At 60.4% G+C, this 17,342-nt stretch carries 20 protein-coding genes; 12 read left to right on the top strand and 8 right to left on the bottom strand.

Annotation, left to right across the window (positions count from 1 at the left end):
- Positions 1-313: 313 nt before the first annotated feature.
- Genes AWB70_RS26870 through catA form a run of 7 tightly spaced genes read left to right on the top strand, consistent with a single transcriptional unit; the run spans position 314 to position 5,904 of the window.
- Positions 314-592 carry a phenol hydroxylase subunit gene (locus AWB70_RS26870; protein WP_082378120.1) on the top strand — a complete coding sequence of 93 codons (279 nt, stop codon included), beginning with the start codon at positions 314-316 and terminating at the stop codon, positions 590-592.
- 34 nt (positions 593-626) lie between these two features.
- Complete coding sequence (locus tag AWB70_RS26865) at positions 627-1,634, top strand: aromatic/alkene monooxygenase hydroxylase subunit beta (protein ID WP_053569919.1); 1,008 nt, start codon at positions 627-629, stop codon at positions 1,632-1,634.
- On the top strand, positions 1,627-1,899 hold the full coding sequence (locus AWB70_RS26860) for an MmoB/DmpM family protein (protein WP_014192843.1): 273 nt from the start codon (positions 1,627-1,629) through the stop codon (positions 1,897-1,899). The genes AWB70_RS26865 and AWB70_RS26860 overlap by 8 nt, the downstream gene beginning before the upstream one ends.
- 25 nt (positions 1,900-1,924) lie before the next feature.
- The gene (locus AWB70_RS26855; RefSeq protein WP_053569918.1) at positions 1,925-3,511 is read left to right on the top strand and encodes an aromatic/alkene/methane monooxygenase hydroxylase/oxygenase subunit alpha; all 1,587 of its coding nucleotides are present in this window, start codon (positions 1,925-1,927) and stop codon (positions 3,509-3,511) included.
- 22 nt (positions 3,512-3,533) lie between these two features.
- On the top strand, positions 3,534-3,896 hold the full coding sequence (locus AWB70_RS26850; protein ID WP_053569917.1) for a phenol hydroxylase subunit P4: 363 nt from the start codon (positions 3,534-3,536) through the stop codon (positions 3,894-3,896).
- A 15-nt stretch (positions 3,897-3,911) separates the two neighbouring features.
- Entirely contained in the window at positions 3,912-4,976 is a 1,065-nt protein-coding gene (locus AWB70_RS26845; RefSeq protein ID WP_053569916.1) for an NADH:ubiquinone reductase (Na(+)-transporting) subunit F, read from the top strand.
- Positions 4,977-4,995: 19 nt separating this feature from the next.
- The gene (catA, locus tag AWB70_RS26840) at positions 4,996-5,904 is read left to right on the top strand and encodes a catechol 1,2-dioxygenase (protein ID WP_053569915.1); all 909 of its coding nucleotides are present in this window, start codon (positions 4,996-4,998) and stop codon (positions 5,902-5,904) included.
- 10 nt (positions 5,905-5,914) lie between these two features.
- On the opposite strand, the gene AWB70_RS26835 is transcribed toward catA, so the two are convergent.
- The 6 genes from AWB70_RS26835 to AWB70_RS26810 all read right to left on the bottom strand — a co-directional run bounded on the left by AWB70_RS26835 (position 5,915) and on the right by AWB70_RS26810 (position 11,525).
- On the bottom strand, positions 5,915-6,112 hold the full coding sequence (locus tag AWB70_RS26835) for a hypothetical protein (RefSeq protein ID WP_014192838.1): 198 nt from the start codon (positions 6,110-6,112) through the stop codon (positions 5,915-5,917).
- Positions 6,113-6,344: 232 nt separating this feature from the next.
- The gene (locus AWB70_RS26830; protein WP_014192833.1) at positions 6,345-6,806 is read right to left on the bottom strand and encodes a carboxymuconolactone decarboxylase family protein; all 462 of its coding nucleotides are present in this window, start codon (positions 6,804-6,806) and stop codon (positions 6,345-6,347) included.
- 10 nt (positions 6,807-6,816) lie between these two features.
- Entirely contained in the window at positions 6,817-7,236 is a 420-nt protein-coding gene (locus AWB70_RS26825) for a cupin domain-containing protein (protein ID WP_053569914.1), read from the bottom strand.
- 109 nt (positions 7,237-7,345) lie between these two features.
- A complete protein-coding gene (locus AWB70_RS26820) occupies positions 7,346-8,473 on the bottom strand; it encodes a porin (RefSeq protein WP_053569913.1) in 1,128 nt (375 codons plus the stop codon).
- An 87-nt stretch (positions 8,474-8,560) separates the two neighbouring features.
- Positions 8,561-9,940, bottom strand: coding sequence for an MFS transporter (locus AWB70_RS26815; RefSeq protein WP_053569912.1), 1,380 nt, complete (start codon positions 9,938-9,940; stop codon positions 8,561-8,563).
- A 70-nt stretch (positions 9,941-10,010) separates the two neighbouring features.
- Positions 10,011-11,525, bottom strand: a complete 1,515-nt coding sequence (locus AWB70_RS26810) for an amidase family protein (RefSeq protein ID WP_235024359.1) — start codon at positions 11,523-11,525, stop codon at positions 10,011-10,013.
- An 81-nt stretch (positions 11,526-11,606) separates the two neighbouring features.
- Between AWB70_RS26810 and AWB70_RS26805 the strand changes: the two genes are divergently transcribed.
- The 3 genes from AWB70_RS26805 (at position 11,607) to AWB70_RS39570 (ending at position 13,343) form a co-directional block, all read left to right on the top strand.
- A complete protein-coding gene (locus tag AWB70_RS26805) occupies positions 11,607-12,524 on the top strand; it encodes a LysR family transcriptional regulator (RefSeq protein ID WP_053569911.1) in 918 nt (305 codons plus the stop codon).
- 112 nt (positions 12,525-12,636) lie between these two features.
- The gene (locus AWB70_RS39575; protein WP_268812240.1) at positions 12,637-13,062 is read left to right on the top strand and encodes a nitroreductase family protein; all 426 of its coding nucleotides are present in this window, start codon (positions 12,637-12,639) and stop codon (positions 13,060-13,062) included.
- A complete protein-coding gene (locus AWB70_RS39570; RefSeq protein WP_321167020.1) occupies positions 12,963-13,343 on the top strand; it encodes a nitroreductase in 381 nt (126 codons plus the stop codon). Before AWB70_RS39575 ends, AWB70_RS39570 begins: the two co-directional genes overlap by 100 nt.
- A gap of 29 nt (positions 13,344-13,372) precedes the next feature.
- Here the strand turns inward: AWB70_RS39570 and pdxR are convergent, their stop codons facing one another.
- Entirely contained in the window at positions 13,373-14,782 is a 1,410-nt protein-coding gene (pdxR, locus tag AWB70_RS26795) for a MocR-like pyridoxine biosynthesis transcription factor PdxR (RefSeq protein WP_053569910.1), read from the bottom strand.
- Positions 14,783-15,002: 220 nt separating this feature from the next.
- Between pdxR and AWB70_RS26790 the strand changes: the two genes are divergently transcribed.
- Positions 15,003-15,665 (top strand): HD domain-containing protein, encoded by a 663-nt coding sequence (locus tag AWB70_RS26790; RefSeq protein WP_053569909.1) that lies wholly within the window; start codon positions 15,003-15,005, stop codon positions 15,663-15,665.
- Between the two features lie 38 nt (positions 15,666-15,703).
- On the opposite strand, the gene AWB70_RS26785 is transcribed toward AWB70_RS26790, so the two are convergent.
- A complete protein-coding gene (locus AWB70_RS26785) occupies positions 15,704-16,087 on the bottom strand; it encodes a winged helix-turn-helix transcriptional regulator (protein WP_014192824.1) in 384 nt (127 codons plus the stop codon).
- Between the two features lie 88 nt (positions 16,088-16,175).
- Here AWB70_RS26785 and AWB70_RS26780 point away from each other — a divergent pair, with 88 nt between their 5' ends.
- A complete protein-coding gene (locus AWB70_RS26780; protein ID WP_053569908.1) occupies positions 16,176-17,336 on the top strand; it encodes an alkene reductase in 1,161 nt (386 codons plus the stop codon).
- Positions 17,337-17,342 lie beyond the last annotated feature (6 nt).

Raw genomic sequence — 17,342 nt, 5'->3', positions numbered from 1 at the left:
CGTCCGCGATTCGCCGCGAACCCGCTACTAGTGCCTTCCCCGATACGGATTTGATCAGGGCGAATCACGCGTTTTTCGATCATTTCATCAAGTCGCCCAGCCGGTGCGGGGGCCATGCGCGCGGGGATCCAGACACGCTGCGAAGCCGTGTCAGCCGCGCCCCGCAAGGCTCTGGCCGCGCTGAATCGAAGCAAACCCGCCGCCTGCACTCATCGATTGGCATACGTGTTGCCTTATAGGGTGCGCCCGCCGGTTCTCGATCAATTGATTCATCGAACGGACCCGGCGCAACACAAGACACCAGGAGACAGCGATGCAAACATCCGCGCGCGTTCGCGAACGCGCTTTCGATCGCGGTTTCGACATCACGCGCCGCTATGTCCGCTTCAGGGAGCATCGGGAAGACGGTTTCGTCGAGTTCGATTTCTCGATCGGCGATCCGCGCCTAAGCGTCGAACTCGTGATGCCCCTGCGCGAATACCGGTCGTTCTGCCATGCCAATCGCGTGATCCATCTCACGCGCGACGAAGGCGAACAACTCGATTTCGAAGAGTCGAAATGGCGCTACGGCCAGCCCGGACTCTCTGAATGATCCCCACGAGATCCCCATACCAAAGGAGTGACGAATGCAGATCGACATCAAGACTTCAGCCGTCGAGCAGGTGCGGCAAACCTTCTCGCACGTCGCGCGGCGCCTGGGCGCCGACAAGCCCGCTTCGCGCTATCAGGAAGCGACCTTCGACCTTCAGCCCGAAGTGAACTTTCACTATCGTCCGCTGTGGCAGCCGGAATTCGAGCTGTACGACAAGGGCCGCACGGGCATCGTCATGAAAGACTGGTACGCGTTCAAGGACCCGCGCCAGTACTACTACGGCGCGTACACCACCGCGCGCGCAAAGCAGCAGGAGACGATGGAGAAGAACCTCGAATTCGTCGCGAAGCGACGCCTGCTCGCTGATCTCCCCGACGAAGCGAAGGCGCATATCGCAGCGCTCATGGTGCCGCTGCGTCACGTCGAATGGGCGGCGAACACCAACAACTGTTTCGTGACCGGATACGGCTGGGGCACGGCCATCACGCAGGCGACGATGTTCCATTGCATGGACCGGCTCGGCATCGCGCAGTATCTCTCGCGCCTCGGGCTCGCGCTGGACGGCAATCAGGGCACATCGCTCACCGAAGGGAAAACGCGCTGGATGAACGATCCGATGTGGCAGGGACTGCGTCGCGTCGTGGAAGACACGATGGTGGTGCGGGACTGGTTCGAGACGTTCGTCGCGCAGAACGTCGTGCTGGATGGCTTGCTGTATCCGCTGGTCTATAGGTCGATCGACGAGCGCATCTCGCGCCAATACGGTCCGGGTCTCGGCATGCTCAACGAGTTCGCGAGCACGTGGTTCGACGAAACCAGCCGCTGGGTGGATGCCACGGTGAAGACCGCGGCGGCAGAGTCGCCGGCCAATGCGGCCCTGCTCGCGCAGTGGGTAGCGAAGTGGCGCGGCGCGGTACTCGAAGCGCTCAAGCCCCTCGCCATAGCGGCGCTCGATGACGACGCGCATCACGCGCTCGAAGCAGCCGCACAGGCCTTCGATGCGCGCATGGTCAAGCAAGGCGTGGAGGTGAGTCATGGCTGATTCCGTGTTCATCGCGTTCCAGGCCAACGACGATTCGCGGCCGATCATCGAGGCCATCGAAGCGGACAACCCGCATGCGGTCGTCAACGCGTTTCCGGCGATGGTCAAGATCGATGCGGTCGGCAAGCTCGTTATCCGGCGCGAATCGATCGAGGCGATCATCGGCCGCGACTTCGACCTGCGCGAACTGCAACTGAACCTGATCTCGCTCGGCGGCAACATCGACGAGACCGACGACGAATTCATCCTCGAATGGAAGGCCTGAACGGCCGCATGAAGGAGACAAGCAAATGAGCACACAGCAATCTGCGCCGAAGAAGCTGAGCATCAAGGAAAACTACGCGATGCTCACACGCGGCCTCGGCTGGGAAACCACCTATCAGCCGATGGACGAAGTATTCCCCTACGACCGCTTCGAAGGCATCAAGGTGCACGACTGGGACAAGTGGGAAGACCCGTTCCGTCTCACGATGGACGCCTACTGGAAGTATCAGGGCGAAAAGGAACGCAAGCTCTACGCGATCATCGACGCGTTCCAGCAGAACAACGGCCAGTTCAATGTCACGGACCCGCGCTATATCAACGCGCTCAAGCTCTTTCTGACCGGCGTGAGTCCGCTCGAATACGCGGCGCATCGCGGCTTCGCGCTCGCGGGGCGCAACTTCCGCGGCGCGGGTGCGCGCATCGCCTGTCAGATGCAGGCGATCGACGAGCTGCGTCACGCGCAGACGCAAGTTCACACGATCAGCCACTACAACAAGTATTTCAACGGCTTTCACGACTTCAGGCACATGCACGACCGCGTGTGGTACCTCTCGGTGCCGAAGTCGTATTTCGAAGATGCGATGAGCGCCGGGCCGTTCGAGTTCGTGACGGCGATCTCGTTCTCGTTCGAATACGTGCTGACCAACCTGCTGTTCATGCCGTTCATGTCCGGCGCGGCATTCAACGGCGACATGGCGACGGTGACGTTCGGTTTCTCGGCGCAGTCCGACGAGTCGCGCCACATGACGCTCGGCCTCGAAGTCGTGAAGTTCCTTCTGGAGCAGGATCCGGGCAACGTGCCGATCATCCAGAAGTGGATCGACAAGTGGTTCTGGCGCGGTTACAGGCTGCTCACGCTCGTCGCGATGATGATGGATTACATGCTACCCAAACGCATCATGTCGTGGCAGGAGGCATGGGAAACCTACTTCGAGAAGAATGGCGGCGCCCTCTTCCACGATCTCGAACGCTACGGCATCCGCATGCCGAAGTATCACGACGTGGCGATGAAGGAGAAAGACCGCCTTTCGCACGAAGCGTGGGGCATCTTCTACAACTACACGCAAGCGGCCGCGCTGCACACATGGATTCCGTCTGAAGACGAAATGCAGTGGCTCGCGGAAAAGTATCCCGCCACCTTCGACAAGCTCTATCGTCCGCGCCTCGAATACTGGCGCGAAGAGCAGAAGGCAGGCCGGCGCTTCTACAACAACACGCTGCCGATGCTGTGCCAGACCTGCCAGATCCCGATGGCCTTCACCGAGCCCGACGACCCGACGAAGATCTGCTACCGCGAAAGCGACTATCTCGGCAACAAGTTCCATTTCTGCTCGGACGGCTGCAAGGACATCTTCGACAACGAGCCCGAGAAGTATGTGCAGGCGTGGATGCCGGTGCAGCAGATCTATCAGGGCAACTGCTTCGCCGAAGACGCCGACCCGTCCGCGCCCGGCTTCGATCCGATGGGCGAAGTGCTGCGCTACTACCACATTCATGCAGGCGAAGACGGTCACGAGTTCGAAGACTCGCCCGATCGCAGGAACTGGCTGCGCTGGACCGGCAAGCCGAGTCACGGCGGCGAGGAAGCGCCCGAAGCGCAGCGCGCCGCGTAAGAACGAACTCAGGAGACGAATCATGTCAGTCATCGCACTGAAAGAAGGCTATACCGGCGAGATCCGGGATCGCATCGAGAATTTTCACGGCAAGCAGTTGCTCTTCGTCGGCTGGGAAGATCACCTGATGTTCTGCGCGCCGCACTGCATTCCCGTCGAGGCATCGACGCCGTTCAGGGCGCTCGTCGACGACCTGCTTCCGGCGATGTATGCCGCGCACCCCGACTGGTCAAGCGTCGAATTGAACGCCGCCGAGTGGTTCAGATCGGGCGAGGCGTTCACGCCCGACTTCGACAAGACGATTGGCGAGAACGGTCTCGGTCACAAGGCGGTCATTCGTTTTCGCACGCCGGGCTTGAACGGCATCGACGGATCGTGCAGCTAGCAAGGAGACGATGCGATGAGCTACCAACTGACCATCGAGCCGATCGGGCAGACGATCGAGATCGAAGACGAGCAGACCATTCTCGATGCGTGCATGCGCGCCGGCGTCTGGCTGCCGCACGCGTGCTGTCACGGCCTGTGCGCGACCTGCAAGGTGCAGGTGGTGGACGGCGAGATCGAGCACGGACCGGCGTCGCCGTTCGCGCTGATGGATTTCGAGCGCGACGAGCGCAAGTGCCTCGCGTGCTGTGCGACGGCGCAATCGGACCTGACGATCGAAGCCGACATCGACGAAGACGAGGACGCCCGGCACTTCCCCGTGCGTGACTATACGGGCCGCGTGAAAGAGATGATCGATCTCACGCCGACGATCAAGGGCATCTTCGTCGAGCTCGACGGAAACGGCATCGAGTTTCAGGCGGGCCAGTACGTGAACGTGCACATTCCGGGCGAGGACATGCCACGCGCGTTCTCGCTCGCGGACCAGCCGGCCTCGCGCAACGTGATCGAACTGAACGTGCGGCGCGTGCCCGGCGGCAAGGGCACCGGCTATCTGCACGATCAGATCCGATCGGGCGACGAGATTCGCTTCAGCGGGCCCTACGGACGCTTCTTCGTGCGCAAGTCGGACCCGCAGCCGGTGATACTGATTGCGGGCGGCTCCGGTCTGTCGAGCCCGAAGGCGATGCTCATCGACATGCTGGAAGAGAACGACGCGCGGCATATCACGCTCGTCTACGGCGCGCGTAACCACTCGGAGCTGTACTACGACGGTCTCTTTCAGCGGCTGCAGAAGGAGCACGCGAATTTCACCTACGTGCCCGCGCTGTCCGACGAACCGGCGGACTCGTCATGGGAAGGCTTTCGCGGCTTCGTGCACGACGCGGCGAAGGCGCATTTCGACGGCGTGTTCCGCGGACACAAGGCTTATCTGTGCGGACCGCCCGTGATGATCGAAGCGGCCATCCGCACGCTCATGCAGGGCCAGCTCTTCGAGCGCGACATCTATACCGAGAAGTTCCTCACCAGCGCGGACGGCGCCGATGCGCTCGCGAAAAGTCCGCTGTTCAAATCGATCTAAAACCTGAACGGAGACACGCATGAACCACGATACGATCGACGCCCTGCTCCACAAGATCAACGCCAGCGCAACGAGCGAAGGCAACCGGCGCACGAAGGCAATCGTCAACCGCATCGTCCGCGATCTGTTTCATACGATCGAGGATCTCGACGTCACGCCCAACGAGTTCTGGACCGCGCTCAACTTCCTGACCGAAACAGGACAGCGCGGCGAATTTGGGCTGATCGCGGCGGGGCTCGGCTTCGAGCACTTTCTCGACCTGCGGCTAGACGAAGCGGAGCGCAAGGCGGGCCTCGAAGGCGGCACGCCGCGCACGATCGAAGGGCCGCTGTATGTCGCCGGTGCGCCGGAGTCGGAAGGTTTCGCGCGCATCGACGACGGCACCGATCCCGGCCAGACGCTCGTGATGCGCGGCCGCGTGCTCGGCGACGACGGCAAGCCGCTCGCGAATGCGCTGGTCGAAGTGTGGCACGCGAACCATCTCGGCAATTACTCGCACTTCGACACGTCGCAGCCGGCGTTCAATCTGCGCGGCTCGATTCGCACCGACGCTCAAGGGCGCTATAGCTTCCGCAGCGTGGTGCCCGTTGGATACAGCGTGCCGCCGGGCGGCAAGACCGAACAACTGCTCGATCAGCTCGGCCGGCATGGGCACCGGCCCGCGCATATTCACTTCTTCGTGACGTCGCCGGGATATCGCAAGCTCACGACGCAGATCAATATCGAAGGCGATCCGTATCTGTGGGATGACTTCGCGTTCGCCACGCGCGAAGGTCTCGTGCCCGAACTGAAGAAGGCAGAGGGCGCGGACGGCAGGCCCTACGGCGTGGACGGCAATTTCGTGCTGATCGACTTCGATTTCACGCTCTCGCCTGAGCGCGCCGGCGTGCCGACCGCGGAAGTGGAACGGGCGCGCGCCGCAGCCTGAGCGCCGGAATCTAGTGATATTTCGACACTGACCGCAGGAGCGCGCGTCCTTGCTCAGTCACGCGATGATGCGCGCCGCCAGACGTCATGGCTTCCAGCAGAACAAGCTGTCGCTCGCACAGGGCATCCAGGTCGTCCAGGTCGAGACCGCTCTGGATGGGATTTGTATCGAGCAGCATGAGCGCTGCGATCTCATGTGGGCTTAGCATGTTCGTCTCCAATGATTCGAGTCTTACGTCATCACACTTAAAGAATAAATTGTGATGTCGCTTCGTCGAGGTGCATTTTGTCGCAGCCGAAGAGCGTGGGTCATGCCATCGAAAAAAATTGCCGGCTGATCAGAGCCGGCAAAAAAAGGTACCTGGGCCACCCAGATGACGGGCCCAGAACCTGAGAGAAGGTTGATGCGATATCGATCTGAGTGCGCGAATTTTCTCTGCATCAAGCGTTGCTTTTCGCCACGGCTTCAGGTGTGTTACGGAAGCTGACGCCCAGGCGGTTATAGGTGTTCATCAGGCCGATGGCGATCGTCAGGTCAGCAAGCTCTTTCTCGCTGAAGACGGCGCTTGCCGCCAGGAAGTCCGCATCCGGCACACCAGATTGAGCGACGCGCGTCACCGACTCGGCCCAGGCCAATGCCGCCCTTTCCCGTTCCGTGAAGAGCGCTTCCGCCTCATGCCAGACCGGGACCAGAACTATCTTGTCGATCTTGACGCCCTTCTTGATCAGATCGCGCGTATGCATGTCGATGCAAAACGCACATCCATTGATCTGACTAATGCGCAGATAGACGAGGTCGACGAGCGTCCCGTCGAGCCCGGACTGCATGATATAGCCGTAGACCTTGCCGAGCGCCTCGACGCCCTTCGGCGAGGCCTTTTCGTAGTTCAATCGCTGTGTCACTCTGAAACTCCTATTTGTCCATCGTCGTGAGGGCCGTGTCCTTGGTTTCGACCACGAACACGGCAAGCAACTTGGCGGGCTCCGTCTGGCTCGCATTACGGCTTACCAGATGATGCGCGCCCGGGTCCTCATAGAAGGCTTCACCCGCCTTGTAGGTGCGCGCCGGCTGCCCTTCCACCTGACTCACGACCTGCCCCGACACCACGTAAGCGTAAATAAACGCCGAGTGAGCATGACGGTGCGACATCGAAGCCCCACCGGGAGGATACGACACCTCCACGGCGACGAGCGACTTGCCGGGAATATTCGGAATGGCATGCGAAAAATTGGGCTTCACGCTGTCGCCAGCGTTGTCCGCAGCGACAGACACCTCGGCGAGCGCCAGTCCCATGGCCACCAGTAAAGGCAGCAGAATGCGCTTTGTCTTCATTACAGTTCCTCGAATGGAATGACCCATTCTGCGCTCGGTCAAGGCATGAAAAAAGGACCAAAAACGCACATTCTGGCTGTACCATCCACGCGGCGCTCGGGGCGTCGCGCTAGAAGTGCTGGCGCACGCCCGCCATCGCGCCTAGCTGATTCGTCCCTCGACGTGGCGTAGTGCCGCCGCCGCCCGCGCTGATCGTGTAGGCGGCCTGCGCACTGTTCCATAGATAGCCGACCTGCGCATACAGTGCCGTGCGCTTGGAAAGCAGATAAATGCCCCGCACGGTGGATAGCGTGGCACGGCTGTCGTGCTGTTGGTTGATGACCCTGATGATTTCCGCTTCGGCAATCATTGCTGGCGTCACCTGATACGAAAGGCCGCCGAAGAAGATGTCGGAACGTATGTCCGGCTCGGCCGATTGATTCTCGGTGTTGCGATGCAACCAGCCGCCTTCGACCTTCACCTTGCCGAACATGACATGACCTGCGACCAGCAGCCGCGAATCGATGTCGGTTGCGCTCGTCATCGGCACGGGAGGTACGCCGTCAAAGAAGTTGGCCGCAGCGCCTGTGCCGCCTCGCTGCTCGTCGTAGGATAGGCCGCCGCCGAATGTCGGCCCGTCGTATTTGATCATTGCGGTCCACTGCCGGCATTGTGTCGGTGCGCCCGGAACGGAGCCGGCACACAGACCCTGACCGGGCGTATTCCCGCCGACCGCGTCTCTACCGAAAGAATAGGTTGCGCCAATCGTGACATACCGGTACGTGCCCACATAGCCGATCGCGTTGTCGCTCCGCGCATTGGGAATGTAGGCGTCAACGGAGCCGATGCCATAGATTGCGGGGCCCATGACATCGTTATCGAGAACCGTGTAGAGCGTGGCCGTATTCTGACGCCCGAGGAACCACGAACCCGTTGGGCCCGAAATCCCGACCCAGGCCTGCCGCCCGAAGAGACGCCCGCCTTGATTGAGGTCTCCCGCCCGGAGATTGAAGGAGTTCTCGAGATTGAATCTCAACGAATATCCGTTTCCTATCGGCTCGGAACCGCGCAATCCCCAGCGTGACGGCGTGGACCCTGTGATTGCCGGCATTCTGACCACGCTGTCGCCAAGCTTGTTCGCGTGGCTGACGTATTCGATACCCGTATCCACGATTCCATAAAGCTGCACGCTTTGTGCTGATGCGTGGCCGCTGATCCAACCTATTCCCGCCATCAGGCCAATCAATGTTCTTTTCATTGCGTCTCCAGACAGCAAAAAGCGTTCTCTACTAATTCGTTATCCTATGTATATGTGCGACTTTCTTGGATTTTCGGACGTCACGACCTATTCGGACTCGGGTGTCAATTCGCTCGTAATCGCGAGTGCATGCGTCTGCTTGCGCGACACAACGTCCTTCAGCAAGAGGGCACAGGCCGCGATGAAGCTAGGGACAGCAAGCATGCCGATAATGACGCCGACGCCCAGCCCAGCCTGAAGGAGACTCGCGCCGGCCATCGATCCGACGATGCCGCCAATGCGGCCCGTCCCCAGCATCCATGCAATGCCGGATGCCCGTCCATTCGTCGGGTAAAACGCCGCGGCGAGCACCGGCATGGAGACTTGCGCACCGCTCAGGCAGGTGCCGGCGATGAAAATCAGCACGCCAATGGACAACATCTCGCCGCTAAGCTGTCCAATGCTCCAAAGCAAGCAGCCGGTTAGCATATAGGCGACAGCCACTACCCGATGGGCGTTGACGCGGTCCATCGCATATCCGCAGACAATCGATCCGATGCCACCACCAAGCGGAAACAACGCCGTGATCAGGGATGCCTGTTTCAACGTCATTCCGCTGTCTTTCAACAAAGTCGGCAGCCAGCTGGTCAGCAGAAAATAGACGAGCAGACCCATGAAATACGTAAGCCACAACAACAACGTTCCCGTGCGATAGCGCTTCGACAGAATCAATGCGACAGGCTTATGTTTCGTCGCTTCGGCGCCTTCGTGAAGCTTGAATCGGGATGCCTGCAGCGGAGCGCCCGAAATGCGGCTGAGCACCTCATTGATCCGTTCGGCGGGCCATGACTTCGCGACCATGAAGCGAACCGACTCCGGCAGATACACAAGAAGCAGGACCGCCAGCAAAAGCGGCACGATTCCGCCAGCGAAAAACACGCTCTTCCATCCGAACTGCGGTATCAATAGCGCGGCTGCAAATCCGCCCGCGGAAGCGCCTATCGTGAATCCGCAAAACATCACGTTGACGAGAAGTCCCCGATGCTTTGCGGGTACGTATTCGGAGATCATCGTCGTGGCGTTCGGCATGGCCGCACCCAGGCCGATGCCGCAGCCAAGGCGAAAGAGCGTCAATGCTTCGATGGAACTCGCCTGCACGGACGCAAGACTGAGTGCGCCGAAGATCACGACGGAACCCACGAGCACGCGCTTTCGTCCGATCCGGTCCGCAAGCGGGCCTGCGACAAGCGCGCCGACCACCGATCCAACCAGCGCAGCACTCAGCACGGGGCCGAGCTGGACCCAGTTCAATCCCCATTCTTTGGCAAGCGCGGGCGCGACGAACCCGGCTGCCGCCGTGTCGAAGCCGTCAGCGGCAACGATCAAAAAGCATAGCGCCAGAATGAGCCATTGATAGCGGGAGAACTTCTGTTTATCGATGAAATCCTGTACATCGAGGATTTCAGATGGACTAGGGTTCGACGACATGATGCATCTCCTGATCGCGTGACTCGCGAAATTGTTTATTGATCTTGTAGGTTGGTAGAAGAGCGATAACTCAGACAGCCTCATAATCAAGAGCGGATATCCCGGCGTTATCTCGCTCGATTACCGATGCCGCGCTTAGCAGACGCAATTCGCGGAAGCTATCGGCCACGAGTTGCACGCCAACCGGCAGGCCATCACTCAGTCCCATCGGAACGCTGATGCCCGGAAGGCCGAGTGCCGCGGTGGCAATCATGGGACTTTGCGCGGCGATGAGCGCGCGCATCTCTTCGATCGTTCCAAGGTCCGTGCCCCACGGTTGAGGCAGGCGGCATGAAACCGGCAGAAGCGCAACCGGATAGCGGTTAAGGAACGCGTTCCACTTGCGCCGCAATTCGTCCCGACGCGCGATGGCCTGAACGTAGCCTTCGAGATCGACAGTCGGCGCGCAATCGGCCATGCCGTGAATCGATCGCCTGGTATCCGGGTCATCCATCGAGTCCGCGGCGGAGATCATGCCGAAACGCGCCTCGGTCATGACGATCGATTGCCACACGTCGACGCACTGCTCGATCTCGGGAGGCAAAGCCCGCTCGATGATATAGCCCGCCGCTGCAAGCACGTTCGCTGCTTTCACCAATGCCGCTTTGACCTCGGGGCATACCGTGGATCCGGGAATCTCATCGATAAGGGCGACCTTCACCGGCGCGTGATCGTCGGCGTGTTCGAGACGTGCGTCGACCCATGTGGCGTCACGCGTATCGGGGGCGGTCATCGCACGCAACCCGAGCAATACATCGGCGACCGATCGAGCCATCGGGCCCTGCGCAGACATGGATTGAAGCCCATAGAAGCGTTGTCTGACGGTCGGATGGTAGGCTGACACTCGCCCCGGCGTGGTACGAAGACCGACGATACCGTTGACATACGCGGGATAGCGAATCGACCCGGCGATGTCCGTGCCATGCGCGAGCGCGCACATGCCCGTCGCCACCGATACCGCCGCGCCGCCGCTCGAACCGCCTGAAGTGATGTCGGCGCGCCACGGGTTGAGCGTTCTGCCGTATAGCGGGTTATCCGTGAACCACCTGAACGAAAATGCTGGCACGTTCGTGCGGCCGATAAGGTTCGCGCCGGCATTGCGCAAGTTCGCGACCACGGAACTGTCCGCCGGTGCCACGCGATCCGCATAAGCCGGATTACCGTTCGTCGTGGCTTCGCCTTCTACGTCCACGTTCAGTTTTATCGTCAACGGCACCCCGTGCAGCATGCGCGTCTCATGTGGCGTGCGTCGCAGCGCATCGTCCGCTCGATTCGCCGTCTCGATGGCACGGTTGCGATCCGCATGGACGATCGCATTGAGTCGCGGATTGACCGAATCGATCCGCTGATGAAACGCGCTCAGCACCTCCGCACAGGAGACCGTACGCGCGCGAACTTGCGCAGCGATATCGACGGCGGACCAGCGCCAGATTTCGGTCGGCAGTGTGCGGGGCGAACGTTCGGCTTGCAGCCAGTGGCCGTTGTGCGTGGTAGACATGTTTAATCGGGCTTGATCGCGTTGGAGATCGATGACGAATGCGTGCATTCTTCCATTGCGCTACTATCGCGACAACCGATCAACGGGATACCGCGCATCGAAAATTTCGATATCACTGGGTAGAGAACTATGGCTTCGCTCGACGTGGAATGGATCTGGGTTTTCGATGAGGTCTACAAGACCTTGAGTGTGACGAGCGCTGCGGACAGGCTCGGCATGACTCAGGGCGCGGCCAGCACGGCGCTCAATCGACTGCGCGACTATTACGGCGATCAGCTCTTTATCCGCACGTCGCGCGGCATGTTGCCGACGCCGCGCGCTGTCGCGCTGCAGCCGGTTCTACATAAAGTGCGTGAAGATCTGGAGGTAGCGCGTACAGGGGCGCCCGTCTTCGAACCGGCGCATTCGCACCGGACGTTTCGCGTGTGCATGACCGATCTCGGCGAGATATCTCTGCTTCCGCGCCTGCTTCGCCATCTGCAGTCGAATGCGCCAGGCATTCACGTCGAAGCTGAGAAGATCAATGCAGATAGCCCTCGACGGCTGGAAGACGGCGCAGTCGACCTGGCGGTCGGTTACATGCCGCAACTCGACGCCGGTTTCTATCAGCAAGCCCTGTTCGAGCAGGACTTTCAGTGCATTGCGAGCTTGTCGCACCCGCGAATCGGAAAGCGGCTCGGCAAAAGCGCCTACGCCGTCGAACGACACGTCGAAGTATTCAATCCGGCAACGGGGCATACCGCGATGGTCGATAAGGCACTGGCCGCTGCCGGCGTTTCCCGCGACATTGCGTTGCGAGTGCCGAGCTTTCTGGCGGTAGCGCAGATAGTCAGTGAGACGGAACTTCTCGCGACGGTGCCGCGCTATTACGCGCTCGCCATGCTATCGCGCGAGCCGATTCGACGTCTGGTCGTGCCGTACGAGCTGCCGCGCTATAGCGTGAAGCAGCATTGGCATGCGCGCTTTCATCGCGATCCCGGCAACGTCTGGCTACGGCAGACCATTGCCGATCTCATGCCCGGCGCGGTGTCAAAGCATGCGACATAGGCTCACTTGAATGCATGGCATTCATTTTCGCCTTGCAGTAATTTCAGTTCATAAATGATTCGCGGCGTCGTAGGCTATACCGGACCCAATGTTTCAAGAGCTTTCATCCACCATGATCATTGACGAAACCAAGCCGACGCAAAAGCTATCCGAAACCGAGCACATCATGATGAGCCGGTTTGCCAATCGATTCTTTCTGGATCGAGAGGTGGATCTCGACGCCATCACCGGCATCCTCGATGCGGCGCGTTATGCGGGAACGGGTGCAAACGTCCAACCCTGGCGCGTGTATGTCACGGCGGGGACCGCCAAGCTCACGCTGACCGACGCGATCAGCCACGCGCACGCGACTTCAGCCGCGGAGCATTCATCCGAATACAGCTATCTTCCCGACCCTTTGCCCGAGCCGTTCGCTTCGCGCCGGCGCGAGTCGGTTCGATTTTCTTCGGCTCGCTCGGTATCGCGCATGATGATAGCGACGCGCGTGCGGCGAATACTGCTCGAAACTGCCGGTTCTTCGACGCTCCGGTCGGGCTGATTTTCACCATCGATCGGCGTCTGGAGAAAGGAAGCTGGCTCGATCTGGGCATGTTCATTCAGAACATCATGCTCGCGGCGAAAGCGCGCGGGCTCGACACCTGCACTCAGGAGTTTCTTTCGCGCTATCACGCCGTTATCCGGTCCGAGTTGCCGCTCGCACCCGAGGAGCTCGTCGTGTGCAGCATGGCGCTGGGTTTCGGCGAACCGCACTGGGCTAAACGACGCCCGCAGATGCCGAAGGCATCAATCGAAGAGTTCGCCTCGTTCCACGGCTTTTAGTTTTTTAGAGGATGATCACTTCGTATAACTTATTGCGATCGCACAAGTTCCGCCAGTCGGCGACAGTCGGCGGATAACTTCTGCTCGTTCAGATTGGTCACGCCGAGCAGAAGTCCCTGCCGCGCTGGAGCGTGCATAAACCACGGCGACAACGGAGCCGGAGCCATGCCGAAGCGCAGGGCTTGCGACGCGATCTCGACGTCCGACACGGAGTCGGGCAGCCACGTGACGACAGCCATGCCAGCGGTCGTCTGCACTTTCATCGAATCCGACTCCAGCGCCTGCAGACAGCGCAACAGCCCATCTCGCCGCGATGCATAGAGACGCTTCATGCGGCGAAGATGACGAAGATAATGCCCCTCGCGAAGAAACTCGGCGACAGCGTACTGCGTGGAAGCCGCTGGCGCGGGCGTCAGGCAGGCCGCGACCTCGCCGAATTGGTGAGCAAGCTCCAGCGGCACCACAAGAAAGCCCAGTCGAAGCGCGGGACTGATGGTCTTGCTGAAACTGCCGATATGCAGCACCCGTCCGTGCTGATCGAGCGATGCAAGCGCGGGCGCGGCGCGCCCTTTCAGTTGCAGCTCGCTCAGGTAATCGTCCTCGATAACCCAGGCATCGTTTCGTCGAGCCCAGTCGAGCAATGCAAGCCGACGGGGAAGCGACATGGCCATGCCAAGCGGTGCCTGCTGCCCGGGTGTCACGACTGCGACGGCTGCGTCGGCCGCATGTCGAATGCCGGCATCCATATCGAGACCATCCGCATCGACGGGAACGGCTGTTACGTTCATGCCCGCCAGATCGAGCGCACGACGCGTGAGCGGAAAGCCAGGATTCTCGGTCCAGGCTTGCTTGCCTTCGAGCCGAAGACCGCGGACGGCAAGACCGAGCGCACCGGCGAAGCCGGACGTAACGAGAACCTGCGATGGCTGGCACCGCAGACCACGGGCCACGCCCAGGTAGGCCGCGATTTCCTTTCGCAGGCCGGGATCGCCGCGAGGGTCCGGGTATCCGACCGGCGCCACGGCGGCCTGCCGCGCGCCACGCGTCAGAACCCGCGACCATAACTTGAACGGAAAGGCATCGTTCGCGGGCACGCCCATTTGAAACGTCAAAGGGACCGCACCGAACTCGGGAAAGAGATCAGGAAAAGGCGACGCATCCAGCGACGAAAGACTTGCCGCTGGCAGGCTCGGACGTTCGGCGACGCGCGTGCCTGCCGCGCCTAAACCGATCGCGAATTGCTCGTCGATCAGGCGCTCATAAGCAACGCGCACGGTGCCTCGCGAGACGCCGAGCTGAGCCGCCAGGTCCATCCAGGAAGGCAGGCGCGCGCCGGCTACGAGTTGCCCGGTCTCGACCGCATCACGGATTGCGTAGTAGATCTGCGCGGACAGAGACGTCGCTCCGGAACGATCGAGGCCGATAGGGAGTGTTGTCATAGCCGAAATGGTACATTCAAACGAGTCAATCATGACACTGTTTGCTGACCTGCAAACCGCATACTTTTCTTCGTATTGACGAAGCCGATAACGTCCGCGCGCCGACTGCGATGGTGCATTCCGAAAGCTCAGTCTTGGGACTGTGTCGTGACGCTAAAGAGAGGTAGCCTTCCTCGATGAAACGGACAATCCATTTAGCCAACATCGAGGTCGATTTCAGATGAATGCAGATAGCCTTATCCTCACTTCCGGAACACACCGCATCAGCATTCCGGATAGCCAATTGGCGCGTGAAGTCACGGAACTGATTCGCGACACCGAAAGTGAAATGCTCTTCAGCCACTCCAGTCGCGTCTATCTGTGGGGCGCGCTGCTCGGCAAGCGCAATGGCGTAAGCTTCGACCCCGAGTTGCTCTATGTGGCTTCCATGTTTCACGATATCGGTCTTACGTCGATTTATCGCGACAGCCAGCTTCGCTTCGAGGTGGATGGCGCAAACGCGGCACGCAATTTCCTGAGAAGCCATCAGATCTCGGAGAGCGACATCGATAAGGTCTGGGCCGCGGTCGCGCTGCATACCACGCCCGGAATTCCAGAGCATATGCACGGAGAAATCGCGCTGGTGCAGGCGGGAGCCGGAATGGACGTAGCGGGACGCGGCTTCGAGCACTTCACGGAAGAACAACGCGAGGCGGTGATCGCTGCCTATCCGCGCGGCAGCGATTTTGCCGACAAGATGATCGATGCCTTCTACGACGGCATGAAGCATCGACCCGCCAGCACGTTCGGCACCTTCAACGATGATTTCCTCGCCCACAAGGACGCGGGTTTCGAGCGAGTGAATCTCTGCAGCATCATCTTGAACTCGAAGTGGGAGCGCTGAGTCACCACTTCGGCCGTCGCCGATTCATTCTCGAAGACTCAGTGTGACGTAAGCCGGCCTCGAACCACAGCCTCGCATGGCACGAGCCGGTCGGCTTCGTCGAGTTCCTTTGCATGATGGGCCGCCCAATCCATCAAAGACTCCAGAACCGGCCGCACGCTTTCGCCGAGTGGAGTCAGCATGTATTCGATCCCTTGCCGGTCATCCGCGCACGGCCGCCGGCTCACCATACCGTGCTCCTCCAGCGCGCGTAGCTGCTCGATCAATACCTTCTGTGAAACGCCCGCAATGCGCTGCTCCAGCTCGCAGGTGCGTTGCGGGCCATCCAGCAATACGTGAAGAAGGACCGCCTTCCAGCGGCCGGAGAGGACACCGAGCGCACGCTCGACCGGCAAGGCCGGCAGTCTCTTGATGATCTTCATCTTCCCTGACTGACCAAACGGTGTGTAGATGGGGGCGCTTTCGAAAACTAGACTTCGTTCTGGATCAAAACCGAACCGAAGGATACCTGTGAAAGACCTTTTCGAAGCTCAATGGCTTGGCGGAACTGTCCCGCTGAAGAACCGCATTGTCATGCCGCCTCTGACGCGCACGCGGACGTCCGATGGCGATGTCCCGAACGAACTCATGGCCACCTACTACGCGCAGCGGGCCAGCGCCGGACTGATCGTGACCGAAGCGGCGGACGTGAATCCGCATAGCAACGGCTACGCCATGACACCCGGCATCTATACGGATGCGCAACGGGAAGGCTGGCGTCTCGTAACCGATGAAGTACACCGTAATAACGGCACGATCTTTCTTCAATTATGGCATGTCGGCAGAATGGCGCATTCGTCACTCATGCCGAACGGCGAGGCGCCTTGGGGCGTGACCGAGCAAAGAGCCGAGCACTCGACCGTCTTCGCGCACGACGCGGATGGCAAGCTCGCGCTCATTCCCGCAGGCACGCCGAGGCGCATTGCAACGGACGAAGTGTCGGCGCTGGTCGATAGCTTTTCCCAAGCCATCGCAAACGCGCGGCAGGCTGGATTCGACGGCGTAGAACTTCACGGCGCGAACGGCTATATGTTCGAACAGTTCATGAACTCCGTGCTCAATACACGCACGGATCGATACGGCGGCGGCACGGTCGAAGACCGTACGCGCTTCCTGATGGAAGTCGTCGAAGCAGCGGTTGCTGAATTCGGTCCGGGACGTGTCGGCGTGCGTCTGTCTCCGCTCGGCAGATTCAACTCCATGCCGGCGGACCCTCTCGCCGAAGAAACGTTGTTGTATGTTGCCGAGCAATTGGATCGCCGCGGCGTCGCCTATATGCATCTGGTCTATGAACTGATGCCCGAGGGCAACATGGAAACCGCGGAGTTCAAAAGCCGGTTTGTCGATCATGCTCTGCTCGCCAGAATTCGGGCGGCGTTTTCCGGTGCAATCATCTGGTGCGGTGGATTCAATGATTCAACCAACGCACAGGCTGCGCTCGACACCGGATTGGTCGATCTGATCGCGTTCGGCAGACCCTATATCGCCAACCCGGATCTGGCTGAGCGCCTCAAGCACGGATGGCCTATCGCAGAAGCGGACCGCTCGACGTATTACACGCGACGCGGCGAATTGGGGTACACCGACTTCCCTTCCTATCAGATGCGCACATCCGGCTACAGCACAGTCTGAATTCGC

It is taken from the genome of Caballeronia cordobensis (assembly GCF_001544575.2).
GTDB lineage: Bacteria > Pseudomonadota > Gammaproteobacteria > Burkholderiales > Burkholderiaceae > Caballeronia > Caballeronia cordobensis.
This window is presented reverse-complemented; position numbering and strand designations above follow the sequence as displayed.

Excerpts from the sequence above, each read along its gene's own strand:
- AWB70_RS26790 (WP_053569909.1), top strand. The coding sequence starts at position 15,003 with ATGAATGCAGATAGCCTTATCCTCACTTCCGGAACACACCGCATCAGC.
- AWB70_RS26820 (WP_053569913.1), bottom strand. The coding sequence starts at position 8,473 with ATGAAAAGAACATTGATTGGCCTGATGGCGGGAATAGGTTGGATCAGC.
- AWB70_RS26860 (WP_014192843.1), top strand. The coding sequence starts at position 1,627 with ATGGCTGATTCCGTGTTCATCGCGTTCCAGGCCAACGACGATTCGCGG.
- AWB70_RS26865 (WP_053569919.1), top strand. The coding sequence starts at position 627 with ATGCAGATCGACATCAAGACTTCAGCCGTCGAGCAGGTGCGGCAAACC.
- AWB70_RS26845 (WP_053569916.1), top strand. The coding sequence starts at position 3,912 with ATGAGCTACCAACTGACCATCGAGCCGATCGGGCAGACGATCGAGATC.
- AWB70_RS26870 (WP_082378120.1), top strand. The coding sequence starts at position 314 with ATGCAAACATCCGCGCGCGTTCGCGAACGCGCTTTCGATCGCGGTTTC.
- AWB70_RS26825 (WP_053569914.1), bottom strand. The coding sequence starts at position 7,236 with ATGAAGACAAAGCGCATTCTGCTGCCTTTACTGGTGGCCATGGGACTG.
- AWB70_RS26805 (WP_053569911.1), top strand. The coding sequence starts at position 11,607 with ATGGCTTCGCTCGACGTGGAATGGATCTGGGTTTTCGATGAGGTCTAC.
- pdxR (WP_053569910.1), bottom strand. The coding sequence starts at position 14,782 with ATGACAACACTCCCTATCGGCCTCGATCGTTCCGGAGCGACGTCTCTG.
- AWB70_RS26810 (WP_235024359.1), bottom strand. The coding sequence starts at position 11,525 with ATGCACGCATTCGTCATCGATCTCCAACGCGATCAAGCCCGATTAAAC.
- AWB70_RS26850 (WP_053569917.1), top strand. The coding sequence starts at position 3,534 with ATGTCAGTCATCGCACTGAAAGAAGGCTATACCGGCGAGATCCGGGAT.
- AWB70_RS26835 (WP_014192838.1), bottom strand. The coding sequence starts at position 6,112 with ATGCTAAGCCCACATGAGATCGCAGCGCTCATGCTGCTCGATACAAAT.
- AWB70_RS26785 (WP_014192824.1), bottom strand. The coding sequence starts at position 16,087 with ATGAAGATCATCAAGAGACTGCCGGCCTTGCCGGTCGAGCGTGCGCTC.
- AWB70_RS39575 (WP_268812240.1), top strand. The coding sequence starts at position 12,637 with ATGATCATTGACGAAACCAAGCCGACGCAAAAGCTATCCGAAACCGAG.
- AWB70_RS26815 (WP_053569912.1), bottom strand. The coding sequence starts at position 9,940 with ATGTCGTCGAACCCTAGTCCATCTGAAATCCTCGATGTACAGGATTTC.
- AWB70_RS26855 (WP_053569918.1), top strand. The coding sequence starts at position 1,925 with ATGAGCACACAGCAATCTGCGCCGAAGAAGCTGAGCATCAAGGAAAAC.
- catA (WP_053569915.1), top strand. The coding sequence starts at position 4,996 with ATGAACCACGATACGATCGACGCCCTGCTCCACAAGATCAACGCCAGC.